General features: G+C 67.3%; 13 protein-coding genes and 1 pseudogene. 4 read left to right on the top strand and 10 right to left on the bottom strand.

The window, feature by feature from the left end:
- Positions 1-44 precede the first annotated feature (44 nt).
- On the top strand, positions 45-998 hold the full coding sequence (gene dapD, locus ACPCUW_RS04350; RefSeq protein ID WP_030514883.1) for a 2,3,4,5-tetrahydropyridine-2,6-dicarboxylate N-succinyltransferase: 954 nt from the start codon (positions 45-47) through the stop codon (positions 996-998).
- Positions 999-1,088: 90 nt separating this feature from the next.
- Here dapD and ACPCUW_RS04345 read toward each other — a convergent pair whose 3' ends face one another.
- Positions 1,089-1,460, bottom strand: a complete 372-nt coding sequence (locus ACPCUW_RS04345) for a PPOX class F420-dependent oxidoreductase (protein WP_195073493.1) — start codon at positions 1,458-1,460, stop codon at positions 1,089-1,091.
- Positions 1,461-1,528: 68 nt separating this feature from the next.
- Positions 1,529-2,953, bottom strand: coding sequence for an acyl-CoA synthetase (locus tag ACPCUW_RS04340; protein WP_423423731.1), 1,425 nt, complete (start codon positions 2,951-2,953; stop codon positions 1,529-1,531).
- A 164-nt stretch (positions 2,954-3,117) separates the two neighbouring features.
- Between ACPCUW_RS04340 and ACPCUW_RS04335 the strand changes: the two genes are divergently transcribed.
- Positions 3,118-3,966 (top strand): oxygenase MpaB family protein, encoded by an 849-nt coding sequence (locus ACPCUW_RS04335; protein ID WP_423423730.1) that lies wholly within the window; start codon positions 3,118-3,120, stop codon positions 3,964-3,966.
- Between the two features lie 143 nt (positions 3,967-4,109).
- Here the strand turns inward: ACPCUW_RS04335 and ACPCUW_RS04330 are convergent, their stop codons facing one another.
- Positions 4,110-5,099 carry an alpha/beta hydrolase gene (locus ACPCUW_RS04330; protein ID WP_423423729.1) on the bottom strand — a complete coding sequence of 330 codons (990 nt, stop codon included), beginning with the start codon at positions 5,097-5,099 and terminating at the stop codon, positions 4,110-4,112.
- A 235-nt stretch (positions 5,100-5,334) separates the two neighbouring features.
- On the opposite strand from ACPCUW_RS04330, the gene ACPCUW_RS04325 reads away from it, so the two are divergent.
- Positions 5,335-6,357: a hypothetical protein gene (locus tag ACPCUW_RS04325; RefSeq protein WP_423423728.1), complete on the top strand. Its 1,023-nt coding sequence runs from the start codon at positions 5,335-5,337 to the stop codon at positions 6,355-6,357.
- A 10-nt stretch (positions 6,358-6,367) separates the two neighbouring features.
- Here the strand turns inward: ACPCUW_RS04325 and ACPCUW_RS04320 are convergent, their stop codons facing one another.
- From ACPCUW_RS04320 to ACPCUW_RS04310, 3 genes and pseudogenes are all read right to left on the bottom strand, one after another.
- Positions 6,368-7,159 carry an SAM-dependent methyltransferase gene (locus ACPCUW_RS04320; RefSeq protein ID WP_106957097.1) on the bottom strand — a complete coding sequence of 264 codons (792 nt, stop codon included), beginning with the start codon at positions 7,157-7,159 and terminating at the stop codon, positions 6,368-6,370.
- A 170-nt stretch (positions 7,160-7,329) separates the two neighbouring features.
- Positions 7,330-7,424: pseudogene (locus tag ACPCUW_RS04315) on the bottom strand (ABC transporter ATP-binding protein); the annotation flags it as partial.
- Positions 7,425-7,451: 27 nt separating this feature from the next.
- The gene (locus ACPCUW_RS04310; protein ID WP_030514877.1) at positions 7,452-8,096 is read right to left on the bottom strand and encodes a TetR/AcrR family transcriptional regulator; all 645 of its coding nucleotides are present in this window, start codon (positions 8,094-8,096) and stop codon (positions 7,452-7,454) included.
- Positions 8,097-8,262: 166 nt separating this feature from the next.
- Here ACPCUW_RS04310 and ACPCUW_RS04305 point away from each other — a divergent pair, with 166 nt between their 5' ends.
- Positions 8,263-9,129, top strand: a complete 867-nt coding sequence (locus ACPCUW_RS04305) for an oxygenase MpaB family protein (RefSeq protein ID WP_423423727.1) — start codon at positions 8,263-8,265, stop codon at positions 9,127-9,129.
- Position 9,130: 1 nt separating this feature from the next.
- On the opposite strand, the gene ACPCUW_RS04300 is transcribed toward ACPCUW_RS04305, so the two are convergent.
- The 4 genes from ACPCUW_RS04300 to fdxA all read right to left on the bottom strand — a co-directional run bounded on the left by ACPCUW_RS04300 (position 9,131) and on the right by fdxA (position 13,310).
- Complete coding sequence (locus ACPCUW_RS04300; protein WP_423423726.1) at positions 9,131-10,081, bottom strand: proline dehydrogenase family protein; 951 nt, start codon at positions 10,079-10,081, stop codon at positions 9,131-9,133.
- Between the two features lie 34 nt (positions 10,082-10,115).
- A complete protein-coding gene (pruA, locus tag ACPCUW_RS04295; protein ID WP_423423725.1) occupies positions 10,116-11,753 on the bottom strand; it encodes an L-glutamate gamma-semialdehyde dehydrogenase in 1,638 nt (545 codons plus the stop codon).
- A 112-nt stretch (positions 11,754-11,865) separates the two neighbouring features.
- Positions 11,866-12,972, bottom strand: coding sequence for a succinyldiaminopimelate transaminase (gene dapC, locus ACPCUW_RS04290; protein WP_423423791.1), 1,107 nt, complete (start codon positions 12,970-12,972; stop codon positions 11,866-11,868).
- Positions 12,973-12,986: 14 nt separating this feature from the next.
- Positions 12,987-13,310 (bottom strand): ferredoxin, encoded by a 324-nt coding sequence (gene fdxA / locus ACPCUW_RS04285; protein WP_030514872.1) that lies wholly within the window; start codon positions 13,308-13,310, stop codon positions 12,987-12,989.
- Positions 13,311-13,388 lie beyond the last annotated feature (78 nt).

The raw sequence follows: 13,388 nt of genomic DNA, 5'->3' as shown, positions 1-13,388 counted from the left end.
GGAGCCCGCCACCTCGCGATCCGCACCCAGTAGGCTGAGGGGCCGTGAGCACACAGGGAGCATCCGCAGTCGGCCTAGCGACGGTGACCGTGAACGGGACGGTCCTCGACACCTGGTACCCGTATCCGGAACTGGGCACGTTCGAGACGTCCGAGACCACGCGGCTGAGCCCGAGCGACCCGGAGTACGCGCGCTTCGCCGATCTGGTCGGCCCCGACGAGGCCCGCCGGGTCGAGGTCGTCGCGGTGCGCACCACGATCGCGGACCTGTCCGCGCCGCCGATCGACACCCACGACGAATATCTGCGCCTGCATCTGCTCTCGCACCGGCTGGTCCGCCCGCACGGGCTCAGCCTGGAGGGGCAGTTCGGCCTCCTGGCCAATGTGGTGTGGACCAATTACGGCCCGTGCGCGGTCGAGGACTTCGAGCTGGTGCGCGGAAAGTTGCGCGCCCGCGGTCCGGTCACCGTCTACGGCGTCGACAAATTCCCCCGCATGGTCGACTACGTGCTGCCCGCCGGCGTCCGCATCGCCGACGCGGACCGGGTGCGGCTGGGCGCGCATCTGGCCGAGGGCACCACGGTCATGCACGAGGGTTTCGTGAACTTCAACGCCGGCACGCTCGGCGCCTCCATGGTCGAGGGCCGCATCTCCGCCGGTGTGGTGGTCGGCGACGGTTCCGATGTGGGCGGCGGCGCCTCCATCATGGGCACCCTGTCCGGTGGCGGTAAGCAGGTCATCTCGATCGGCGAGCGCTGCCTGCTCGGCGCGAACGCGGGCCTGGGCATTTCGCTGGGCGACGATTGCGTCGTCGAGGCCGGCCTCTACGTCACCGCGGGCACCAAGGTCGCGCTGCCGGACGGCCGCACGATCAAGGCGGCCGAACTGTCCGGCCAGTCGAATCTGCTGTTCCGCCGCAACTCGCTGACCGGCAGCGTCGAGGTGGTCGCGCGCAAGGGCACCGGCATCGAACTCAACGCCGCCCTGCACGCCAACTGATCTCACGCGAAACGCCCCTTCCCGCTCGGCATCCGATCCGAGCGCGGAAGGGGCGTTTCGTATCTCGTGCCGGGCCTAGTCGGTGCCGGCCTAGTCGATGCCGAAGCCGAGCACGCGCTGCGGGGTGATGCGGATCAGTTCCCGCGAGCCGCCGTCGAGGTAGGTGTCGACATCTCGCAAAGCCTGTGCCACGCCACGGATTTCGAGGCAGCGCACCTGCCAGGGATTCACCGAGGCGATATCGTCGACGACGAACGCGACCCGCTCCTCCTTGGCGAGATTGCGGAACTTCTGCGAGGCGCCCATGTTGTGGCCCGCGATATCGATGGTGCCGAGGGCTGCGTTGTAGCGGAAACCCACCGGGTTGTTCTGCGGCGATCCGTCCGGGCGGATGGTGGCCAGCCGACCCAGGCGTTGGCCCGCCAGATACTCGATCTGGGCTGCAGACAGCGTTGCGATCATGCGCCGACCTTAGAACCTCGAGTGCGGTACAGGTCAACCCGCCACGTTCCCGGCACCGGATCGTCGGATCAGCGCAACTGCTTCTTCTGCACCTTGCCCATGGCATTGCGCGGCAACTCGGTCACCATCAGCACCTCGCGCGGCCGTTTGTGCGCCGACAGCTGCTGGGCGACGAAGTCGATCAGTTCCCGCTCCGACATCGGGGTGTCCGCGCGCGGCACGACGTAGGCCCGGATGCGCTGCCCCAGATCCGCGTCCTCGATCCCGACCACCGCGACCTCGGCCACATTCGGGTGACCGAGCAGGCAGGTTTCGACCTCCCCGGCCCCGACGCGATAGCCACCGGATTTGATCAGATCCACCGATTCGCGCCCGACGATGCGATGGAATCCCTCGGCGTCGATCGCGGCGACATCGCCGGTGACGAACCAGCCGTCCTCGGTCCAGCTGTCGGCGGTGGCCTCCGGCCGGTTGAGATAGCCGTCGAACAGCATGGGCCCGCGCACCTGCAGTCCGCCGATACTTTCGCCGTCGTGCGGAACCGGCGCGCCCGTCTCGTCGCGCAACCGGGTCTGCACACCCGCCACCGGCAGGCCGACCCAGCCCGGCCGGCGCTCGCCGTCGGCCCGAGTGGAGAGCGTGATCATGGTTTCGCTCATGCCGTAACGCTCCACGGGCGCCTGACCGGTGAGCTCACGCAGCCGTTCGAAGACCGGGATCGGCAGCGGCGCGCTGCCGGAGATCAACAACCGGGCATTCGCCAATTCCTTTGCGGCATCCGGGTCTTCGGCGATACGCGACCACACCGTCGGCACGCCGAAGTACAGGGTGCCGGCCGCGGCCGCATAGGCGGCGGGCGTGGGTTTTCCGGTGTGCACGAGGGGGCTGCCGACTCGCAGCGGCCCGAGCACGCCGAGGATCAGACCGTGCACGTGGAACAGCGGAAGGCCGTGCACGAGTGTGTCTTTCGAGGTCCACGCCCACGCCTCGAACAGGGCGTCGAGATCGGCGGCGATCGCGCCGCGACTGAGCACGACACCCTTGGGCGCACCCGTGGTCCCCGAGGTGTAGAGGATGAAAGCCGTTGTGTTCGCGGGCGGTTCGGGATGGCTGTGCCAGGAGCGGGCGTGTTTGCGCACCGGAATCACCGGCAGCGTGGGGTTGTCCGGCGCCGCGCCGAGCCAGGCCCGCGCCCCGGAATCGGCGAGGATATGGTCCAGTTCGGCCGATCCGGCATCCGGCGGCACCGGCACGGCGGCGACCCCCGCGATCAGGCAGCCGAGGACGCCCAGCACGGTGGTGGCGGTCGGGCGGGCGAGAATCGCGACGCGGCCGGCGCCGGCGATGCGTTCGGCCACCGAGGTCGCGGCGCCGACCAGATCGCTGCGCGAGAGCGTCTCACCGTCGATGGTGACCGCATCGGGAATGTCATATCCGGCGGCCACGGCGGCCGGATTCAGCGAGGGCAACAGCGGCAGCGAACCGTAGGACATCGCGCCAACCTATCAATCCGGCTCGACGATCCGGCACTGCCGGCACTCTCCCCGGCCGAGCGGCCGATTGCGAATTCGTCTCGTCGCCCCGCGGCCGTTGACAGCGCATTGAGGTGGTGAGACTGTCGAAGTGCAGCCTTCTCACGCGGAGATGGGGGTCGACGATGACCACGTCCATTCGCACGTCGCCCGGGCAACCGGTCGCCGACTACGATGTCGCGGCACACCTGGACGGTTCGGCCGCCTTCTTCGGTGCCGCGGCCAACGTCATCATGCAGCTGTCGCTTCCGCCCGTCGGCTACGGCGTGGTGGAGAGCACCGTCGACAGCGGCAAGGTGATGGTGCATCCGGTCAAACGCACCCGCACCACGCTGACTTACCTCGCCGTGGCCATGCTGGGCAGCGACGACGAACGCGCCGCCTACCGCGCCGCCGTGAACTGGCAGCATCGTCAGGTCCGCTCCACCGCACAGAGCCCGGTCAAGTACAACGCCTTCGATCCGACGTTGCAGCTGTGGGTGGCGGCCTGCCTGTACTGGGGTTCGCGCGACCTCTACGAGCGCATGCACGGCCCGATGCCCGAGCAGGAGGCCGAGGCCTTCTACCGTCACGCTGCCCGGTTCGGGACCACCCTGCAGATGCCGCAGGCACTGTGGCCGGCCGACCGCGCCGCCTTCGACGCCTACTGGAACCGGCAGATCGCCGAGGTCCGGATCGATCCGACGATCCGCGCGTACTTCGATGATCTGGTGGACCTGAAGATGTTCCCGCCGCCGATCCGCCTGGCGTTCGGGCGATTTCACCGCTGGGTGGTCGCCGGACTGCTGCCGCCGAATCTGCGCGCGCAGATGGAGATGCCGTGGACCGAATCCGACGACCGGCGCCTCGCTAGGCTGCTGCACGCGGTCGGCGCGGTCGAGGGGCGAGTTCCCAAGCAGCTCAAGATGTTTCCGGTCAACGCGTATATGTTCGACATGAGGGTCCGGCGGCGCCTGGGGCTGCGGCTGGTATGACGCAACATGCCTCGTGCTGGTTGTCAGGAGCCGGCGATCCTGGAGAACAGCAGCGAGTTCGTCAAAGCCGCGCTGCGGGAGGGATTTCCGTGAGATCTCACGGTGGCACCGATCCCGGCCGACCCGCTGCGGCTCGATGACGGTTATTTCCCGACCGTGGAATTCGCCCAGTCGATGACAGTGCGCTGGTAGTCGACGGTATTGCGGGCCAGGTTCACCGCGTGACCACTGCCGGGGAGCACGAAGGTGCGCAGTTTCGCGGCGGGCGCGAAGAACGGTGACTCCTCTGCCTGCAAGGTCGAAGTGTCGGCGCAAGCGGCGTAGTCGGGGCCGCAGAGCATACGATCGCGGCTGCCGACGACCACGAGGACCGGCGCGTCGATGAAATTGGACATGCCCGGCAGCGTGGAGAGCATTCCGTCCGGATACTCGGTGAGCGAGAAAACCTCCTTGGTCTCCTCGTCCTGAGCGAGTACACCCGGATCGACATCGGCCGGATCGAAGAAATCGTGCATTCGGGTGCCAGGCCGGCTCGCCAGATATCCGGAATCGATTCCGTGCCCGGCGAATCGGGGCTCATCGACCGCGGGGTGATAGGTCGCGATGACACTCAGGGTCTCGGGAACGTTGACCGCGTGCGAGTAGCCGGTCAGGAGAATGCCGTCGACATCGTGATAACTCGTGGCTTCCATGATGGCGGTGCCGGAGGTCAGCGAATGCCCGGCGGTGATCACCTTGGCGAACGGCGCGGTACCAGGAAGTCCCGTGCGCGCGGCCTGGACGATGCTGTGCAGATGCTGCGCGGTGGCATTGGCGGTCAGCGACATACTCGGCGGGCGGGTGCTGTCACCGTTGCCCAGCCGGTCCACCACGAGGGTGGCGTATCCGGCCGCGTTCATCGCTCGCCGGAAATTGTAGGTCTGCGGCTGATAGGCGAAGTCCCAGTAGCTGCCGTTGAAGTTGGATCCCGACATCAGCACCATCACGGTGTGCGCACCCGGCGGCGTGCACAGTGTCGCGCCCAGGTAGCCCTCCGGTACCGGGAACGGGAAGGATTTGCAGGTGGCCCCCGTAGGGGCAGCGGCCGACACACCGGATGCGAAGCAGCACATCATGATCGCGGAGATAATCACTCGTACCCACATCGAGATTCGCACTGACCCGCTCCCTGTGAGGACGTCCGGCGGAGAGGCGCCGGCGACCACGGCATTTATCTTTATTCGGCGCAGGCTATATGCAGACACTGTCGGACGCAACATATTCGCCGCGAAACAGGCGATGACGTGCCGAATTCGGTTCGGAACGAGGATATTTCGATTATGTTTCCGGCCGGATGCGCGAATGTGCTTTGATTACTACCATTCCGGTATGGTCGATCGAGCGGTGCATCTCGTCGGAAGTTTCCCGGCCGAGAGCGCCGATGACGCGATGCGAGCGATGATGCGCGGTGCGGGCCCGTTGCTGCGCACCCTGCCCACCGGGGAGACGCGCCGCCACCGGACCTATGTCCTCCCGATAATCGCCGACCTGGTCGAACAGGGGATTCTGGAAGTGCGGCAGGTGCGTGGACGCAGAAAGCTGTATCGGTTGCGTTCCGGCGTCCAACCGGACTCCGCCGCAATGTCGCTCGGCTACTCGGCCGAAGCCCGCGAAGCCTTCCCGATCCACACCGAACTGTGCGAACCGGACGGCCCCGCGCTACAAGTCGGAATGGCGACCGATTTCACGCTCGGATTCATCGCCCTGGGCTTGCCCGGGGTGATCGCCAACCGACAGGTGTTCACCGCCGCGACCGTCGCGGAGATGGCGGCCGTGCGGAAAGCAGCCACAGACGTGGTGATCCAGTTGGAGGCGCCGGCCGAACTGGTGTTGATGGCCAAGGCACAACCGCTGCACCGCGCAGCGGACTCGGCGCTGGGGCTGAGCAGAGGCATCGCGGCATTGGCCGCGCGGGCACCGGAGGGCACCCGCTTCGGCCTCCACCTGTGCCTCGGAAGTAAACGCAACCGGGCGGGGGCGGTCCTGCGGGACGCTCGACCTTTGGTCGATCTCGCCAATGCCGTTGCGCGGCACTGGCCGTCGGGAAGAACCTTGGAGTACGTGCACGGCCCGCTGTCCGGGACCGGCATACCAGCGTCGAACCGTCCGGAATTCTATGCCCCGCTGGCAGATCTGGATCTGGGGGACGGGACCGCCTTCCACGCCGGATTCGTCGATGCGGAGGCCACCGAGGCGGCGTCGATGCGAACACTACGCCTGATCGAAACGGCGCGCGGCCGCCCCGTCGAAGGGGTCTCACATGCCTGCGGCCTGGGACGCTATCCGCGCGCCACGGCTGAGACGCTCATCGCCCGGACGGCGGCAGTGGCGCGGACCGAGGCCACGAGCTAGTACCGGCGGACTAGTACTTGCGGGCAATGCCGCCTATGACGACCATCCGGGTTTCGGGAAGATCGTCGCCGAGCCAGTGCTGGATCGGGGCGACCCCCGGATCGAGCAGGTCGAACTCCTTGAAGATGGTGGCGACGTCAGCCCTGGAACGGAAGACGAACTGGGCTGTGCTGCCGACCGTATCGGTCACGGTCTGAGTGACCCATGTCTCGTCGCTCTCGGTGGCGCCGTGGGTGAATGCCACATAGCTACCGGGCGCCATCACCTCATGGAAACGGGACATCACCACACCCGGGGCCTCGTCCTCGAGCACGAAGTGCAGCACACCGACGAGCAGCATCGCGATCGGCTCGGCGAGATCGATGCCCGCCTCGGTGGGCAGTCGCGCGATGATGTCGTCGGGATCGCGGAAATCGCCGAGCATCGTTGTGACACCGGGGGTTCCGTCGTACATCGCGTTCGTGTGCGCGAAGACGACCGGGTCGTAGTCGATGTAGGCCAACCGTATATCGGGATCGACCTGCGTGATCACCTCGTACACACTCGGTGAGGTCGGAATGCCCGAACCGATGTCGACGAATTGGCGGATACCCGCCTCCGCGGCCAGTCGCGCAGCGCCCGTGAGGAATTCGCGACTGAACGAGGCAACCGTACGATTGTCCGGTGCCAGGGACAGCATCCGGTGCGCCACAATCCGATCGGCTTCGTAGTTGTCCTTGCCGCCCAGCAGGTAGTTATAGATCCGAGCCGCATTCGGTTTGGTCGGATCGACGCCCTCCGGCGCTGGTCGTCCCTCGCTCACCCACATCTCCTCGCCGTTTCGGTAAGGGTAACAGCGATACTCGGTTAGTGCCGGTGACCACGAATATGTCCGGCGCCGGACTTGCGGTGCGAAATACGGTCCGGAGGAGCTCATGTGACATTCCGGACGCGGCGCTGTGAGCGGACTGAGCGGTGTCCACCCTCGTCGTCGCGCCGGGCCTCGTTCAGGCCGTCACGGAGCCGCCGAACAGGTCGATGGCCTCACCCCTGGTGAGATTCGGCCACAACTCGACATCGCCGGGCACACGGCCATCCGATGCCAGGATCGGCGACTAGGGAATTCTGAAACCGGGGACCACGTGGTCGCGGGCGAACTGCCGGCAGGCGGCCTCGTCGTCGACCGGGATCAGCGTCTGCGGAGTCAGCGCGAGCGAGAGCGCGTTGCGCGCGACGAGTTCGGCCAGTGGCAGCGGATCATACTGCGGCAGTTTGTCTTCCGTCTGCAGGCGGGTGATGAACTCGGCGACGTAGTCGCGCCCCAGCTCGATCACCGGCGCGCCCTGCACGGTGAGATAGGGCAGCACGACCTCCGGTTCGGTGGTCAGCAGCCGGTCCAGCAGTTTGTTGCCGCGCAACCCGTCCAGGAAGGCGACGAACAGTTCGACGATCTGATCCTCGGCGCTGGCGTCGCGATCGATCTGGCGCTGCACCGCGGCGTCGACCTGTTCCACGAACTGGCGTGCCTGCCACAGCCCGACGGCCTGAATCAGATCGGATTTGCCGGCGAAGCGCCGATACAGCGTCGCCAGCGACAGCCGGCCGCGCCGCGCGACCTCGACCATGCTGGTGCGTTTGATGCCGAAATCGAGGAAAGCCAGCAGTGCCGCGTCGAGTACCGTGGTCTGATTGCGGTCCTCCGGACCCGCGCCGCGAACCAGCGGCAGGAGCCGAGTCGACAGTCTGGTCGAGCCGGTCATGGTGGTTCCTCTCGTTCGCCCGGGTCGCGGACACGGTGACGCTCTCATCATCCCATATGGTCAGCGGCCTCGATTGACACGATGCCACACCGATGAGAAGGTTTATACGAAAGCTTCTCATATTCTCTCGCCGATCCGGCGGGGAGGAACAGGAGACGAGTCGACGATGACCGCCCCCCTGCGCGCGACCGAGCCGCTGCCCGAGATTCCGGGCGACGAGCTGACCCCGGAGACGGTGCGCGAACACATCGACGGCGTGGCCGCCTTCCTGGGCGGTGCCGCGAACGTGATCATGCAGCTCAGCCATCCGCCGGTCGGCTACGGCGTGCTGGAGAGCACGGTCGACAGCGGCAAGGTGACGTTGCACCCGCTCAAGCGGCTGCGCACCACGCTGACCTATCTGGCCGTGGCCTGGCTGGGCAACGACGAGGACGTGCGGAGCTATCGGGAGGCGGTCAACGCCTCGCACCGCCCGGTGCATTCGGGATCGAACAGCCCGGTCAAGTACAACGCCTTCGATCCGAAATTGCAGTTGTGGGTGGCGGCCTGCCTGTACTGGGGCGTCGACGATCTGTACCGGCGCATGCGCGGACCGATGAATCCCGAACTCGCCGAGCGTTTCTACCGCTACAGCGTCCGGCTCGGCACCGGGCTGCAGATGCGTCCGGAGATGTGGCCGGCCGACCGGGACGCGTTCTACGCGTTCTGGGAGGAGAACCTCGCGACGAAGACCATCGACGAGCCGGTGCGCCGCTACTTCAACGATCTGATCGACCTGAAGATGCAGCCGCGCCTGATTCAGCTGCTGGCCGGGCGGTTCCATCGCTTCACCGTCACCGCCCTGCTGCCGCAGCATCTGCGCGACGAGATGGGGATGCGCTGGACCGCACGCGACGAACGCCGGTTCCGATTCGTCCTGCGCACGATCTCGGCGGTGTGGACGCGGATGCCCACGGTGATCCGGGTCTTCCCGTTCAACTTCTACCTCGCGGACATGCGGTTGCGCCGGCGCTTCGGGCGACCGCTGGTCTGATTCAGCGCTCGGCGAGGGCGCGGAGGAAGAAGCCGAGGTTGGCCGGACGTTCGGCCAACCTTCGCATCAGGTAGCCGTACCACTGGTCGCCGTAGGGGATGTAGACCCGCACCGCGTGCCCGTCCTCGGCGAGGCGCCGCTGTTCGAGCGAGCGGATGCCGTAGAGCATCTGGAATTCGAAATCGCCCGGGGCGCGCCCGTTCCGGCCGGCCAGGTCGTGGGCGGCGGTGATCATGATCGGATCGTGGGTGGCGACCATCGGATAGCCCGGACCGGCCATGAGCAGTTCCAGGCACCGCAGATACGACTCGTCCACATCGGCGGCGCGTTGGTAGGCGACGAACTCCGGCTCGCGATACGCGCCCTTGCACAACCGGATTCGCGCGCCCTCGGCCGCGGCGATGCGACAGCGATCCTCCGCGCGGCGCAGATAGGTCTGGGTGGCGACCGCCAGCCAGGGATAGTCGGCACGCATCATGTGCACGGTCGACTCGGTGGTTTCGGTGGTGGTGTGGTCTTCCGCGTCCACGGTGATCCACACCCCCGCCTGCTGCGCCCGCTCGCACAGCGTCCGCAGATTCGCGGTGGCGATCTCCGGACCCGCCAGCCCGAGCGACTGGCCCAGCGCCGAGAGCTTCACCGAAACCTCCACCGGCGCAACGGGTTGCGCCGATTGCCAGCGGTTCCATCGGGCCAGATCATCGATCAACGCGAGGTATTCGGCGACGGCGTCATCGGCCATCGAGCGTTCGGTCGTGTACTCACCGAGAAAGTCGACGCTCACCATCCGGCCGCTGCCCAGCAGCTCGCCGACGACCGGGGCCAGGTCGGCGCGGGTCTCACCGGCCACGAACCGGTGCACGACCTCGGCGGTGACCGGAAACCCGGTGATCGCCCGCTTCATCCGCACCGATCCGGCGGCGGCGAGGATCGCGGGGCGCAGCGGGTTCATCGCCGCCGGCCGGGTGGGGCCACCGATAAGCCGTTCATTCCGACTCCATATGCGGATAGCGGTAGTCGGTCGGCGGCACGAAGGTTTCCTTCAGTGTCCGAGGCGCGACCCAGCGCAGCAGGTTCAGATACGACCCGGCCTTGTCGTCGGTGCCGGACGCGCGCGCACCGCCGAAGGGCTGCTGGCCGACCACCGCGCCGGTCGGCTTGTCGTTGACGTAGAAATTGCCCGCGGTGAAGCGCAGTGTGGTGGCGGCCCGGTCGATCGCGGCCCGATCGCGGGCGAAGACAGCGCCGGTGAGCGCATAGGGCGCCGCCGAATCCACCTCCGCCAGTATCGAATCGAAGGCTTCGGGGTGATCGTCGTCGTACACGTACACCGCCAGAATCGGCCCGAAGTATTCGGTGGTGAACGCCTCGTCGCGCGGGGTATCGGCCAGGAGCACGGTGGGCTCGACGAAGTAGCCCTCGCTGTCGTCGTAGGTGCCGCCCGCCGGTATGCCCAAACCGGCCGCGCGGGCCCGCTCGATCGCGGCGACGTTCTTGTCGTAGGCGCGCCGATCGATCACGGCCCCACCGAAATTGGCCAGCTCGGCCACGTCGCCGTAGCTCAGTTCGTCGACCTCGGTGAGGAAATCGTCGCCCATCTCGCGCCACAGCGAGCGCGGAATGTAGGCGCGGGAGGCGGCCGAACATTTCTGTCCCTGATATTCGTAGGCGCCGCGAATCAGCGCGGTGCGCAAGGCGTCCGGATCGGCCGAGCGGTGCGCCAGGACGAAATCCTTCCCGCCGGTCTCCCCCACCAGCCGCGGATATCCGTGGTAGTGACCGATATTCGCGCTCACGCGCTGCCACAGGTGCTGGAAGGTGCGGGTGGAGCCGGTGAAGTGGATGCCGGCCAGGCGCGGATCGGTCAGCGCGGCCTCGGACAGTTCGATGCCGTCACCGGTGACCAGATTGATCACCCCCGGCGGCAGCCCGGCCTCCTCGAGCACCCGCATCGTGTAGTACGCCGCCAGCGTCTGGGTGGGTGAGGGCTTCCACACCACGGTATTGCCCATCAGCGCGGGCGCGGTCGGCAGATTCCCGGCGATCGCACTGAAGTTGAACGGGGTGATCGCGTAGACGAATCCCTCGAGCGGGCGATAATCCATCCGATTCCACACGCCCGCAGACGATTCCGGCTGCTGCGCCAGGATGTGGCTCGCGAAGGCGACGTTGAACCGCCAGAAGTCCACCAGCTCGCAGGGTGCGTCGATTTCGGCCTGATACGCCGATTTCGACTGCCCCAGCATGGTCGCGGCGGCCACCGTCTCCCGCCACGGCCCGGCCAGCAGATCGGCGGCCCGCAGCAGCACCGCGGCGCGCTCGGTGAACGGCAGCGCGCGCCACGGCGGCGCGGCGGCCGTCGCCGCCTCGATCGCGGCCCGGCCTTCCTCCTGAGTCACATCGGCGTAGGTGCCCAGCGCGTGCTCGTGCCGATGCGGCATCACGATCTCGGAGCGGGGCCCGGTCCCCGGCCGATGCTTACCACCGATCACGAGCGGCACATCGACCGTTCGCCCGGAGATTTCGGCAAGTTTGCCGATCAGTAGTCCTCGTTCCCGGCTCCCCGGCGCATACGAGTGAACCGGCTCGTTCGCCGGAGTCGGGACAACCGTGACAGCGTCCATAACGCCAGGCTAGTCCCGCATCGGGGCGATGCTGCGGTAAACCGACGAGTACGACGCGCGTCGCGTCGCCGGTTGATTGCTGAGGAAACCGAGGCGCGGCCCGGCCGCCGTCTCAGGCGGACAGCCGGACCGCCGCGGCCGCGATGCGCTCGTCGGTCGCGGTCAGGGCGATGCGCACGTGCTCGGTGCCGGTGGGGCCGTAGAAGTCACCGGGTGCGGCGAGGATGCCGCGCTCGGCGAGCCAGTCCAGCGTGGTGCGGCAGTTCTCGCCGCGCGTGGACCACAGATACAGGCCGGCCTCGGAGTGGTCGATGCGGAAACCCGCCTCCTCCAACGCCGTTCGCAGCACCTCGCGGCGGGCGCGGTAGCGTTCGCGCTGCTGAGCCTCGTGCCGGTCGTCGGCCAGTGCGGCGGTCATCGCGGCCTGGATCGGGTACGGGACCATCATGCCGGAATGTTTGCGCACCTCCAGCAGCTCCCGGATCAACTCGACGTCGCCGGTGACGAAACCGGCCCGGTAGCTGGCCAGATTCGACGTCTTCGACAGCGAGTGGATGGCCAGCAGACCGGTGTGGTCGCCGTCGCTGACGCGCGGGTCGAGGATGGATACCGCCTCGGCATCCCAGGTCAGGCCCAGGTAGCACTCGTCGGAGGCGACGATCGCGCCGCGTTCGCGGGCGAAGGACACCACCTTGCGCAGATGGTCGATGCCGAGCACCCGGCCGGTGGGATTGGACGGTGAGTTCAGGTAGATCAGCGCCGGCGATTCGGGGCCGAGCCGAGTCATGCCGTCCGCCCGCAGAATTCGCGAACCCGACAACAGCGCACCCACCTCGTAGGTCGGATACGCCACCTCGGGAATCACCACCAGATCCGCGGGGCCGAGGCCCAGCAGTCGCGGCAATCCGGCGATCAATTCCTTGGTGCCGATCACCGGCAGCACCGCATCGGAGTCGATGCCGGACATGCCGAAGCGGCGCGCGACCGCCGCCACCGCGGCCTCCCGCAATTCGGGAGTGCCGTAGGTGGCGGGATACCCGGGGACGGCGGCGGCCGAGTCGAGCGCGGCGCGGATCAGCGGGTCGACCGGGTCGACCGGTGTGCCCACCGACAGGTCGACGATGCCGTCGGGATGCGCCGCGGCGCGAGCCTTGGCCCCGGCGATGGTGTCCCAGGGAAAATCGGGCAGCAGACTGCTGACCCGCACACGATCGCGGATCACCGAGGCGCTACCTACTCGTTCGCCATCGGCGGCAGCGCGGCGATGAACGGCACGTCGTAGTCGGTCTTGCCGACCTTGGTTGCGCCGCCGGGCGAGCCGAGGTCGTCGAAGAAGTCGACGTTCGCGTTGATGTACCCGCTCCACTGGTCCGGGGTGTCGTCCTCGTAGAAGATCGCTTCCACCGGGCACACCGGCTCACATGCACCACAGTCCACGCACTCGTCGGGTTGGATGTACAGCATGCGATTGCCCTCGTAGATGCAGTCCACGGGGCATTCCTCGATGCACGCCTTGTCCTTCACGTCAACGCACGGTTCAGCGATGATGTACGGCACTGCCGTTCTCCTAGTCTGTCCTTGCCTGCGGGACACTTCCGCCCGCGCAACAGTATCCCGGGGACTCACATTACAACT

Origin of the sequence: Nocardia sp. AB354 (assembly GCF_049538315.1) — a bacterium.
GTDB classification, from domain to species: Bacteria; Actinomycetota; Actinomycetes; order Mycobacteriales; family Mycobacteriaceae; genus Nocardia; species Nocardia nova.
Note: the sequence above shows the minus strand (reverse complement) of the source record. Positions and strands in the feature narration are given on the sequence as shown.

What these genes read in the sequence shown, in the direction of transcription:
- ACPCUW_RS04310 (WP_030514877.1), bottom strand. Translation starts at nt 8,096, where the DNA reads ATGACCGGCTCGACCAGACTGTCGACTCGGCTCCTGCCGCTGGTTCGC.
- pruA (WP_423423725.1), bottom strand. Translation starts at nt 11,753, where the DNA reads ATGGACGCTGTCACGGTTGTCCCGACTCCGGCGAACGAGCCGGTTCAC.
- ACPCUW_RS04345 (WP_195073493.1), bottom strand. Translation starts at nt 1,460, where the DNA reads ATGATCGCAACGCTGTCTGCAGCCCAGATCGAGTATCTGGCGGGCCAA.
- ACPCUW_RS04340 (WP_423423731.1), bottom strand. Translation starts at nt 2,953, where the DNA reads ATGTCCTACGGTTCGCTGCCGCTGTTGCCCTCGCTGAATCCGGCCGCC.
- ACPCUW_RS04305 (WP_423423727.1), top strand. Translation starts at nt 8,263, where the DNA reads ATGACCGCCCCCCTGCGCGCGACCGAGCCGCTGCCCGAGATTCCGGGC.
- ACPCUW_RS04335 (WP_423423730.1), top strand. Translation starts at nt 3,118, where the DNA reads ATGACCACGTCCATTCGCACGTCGCCCGGGCAACCGGTCGCCGACTAC.
- ACPCUW_RS04300 (WP_423423726.1), bottom strand. Translation starts at nt 10,081, where the DNA reads ATGAACCCGCTGCGCCCCGCGATCCTCGCCGCCGCCGGATCGGTGCGG.
- ACPCUW_RS04325 (WP_423423728.1), top strand. Translation starts at nt 5,335, where the DNA reads ATGGTCGATCGAGCGGTGCATCTCGTCGGAAGTTTCCCGGCCGAGAGC.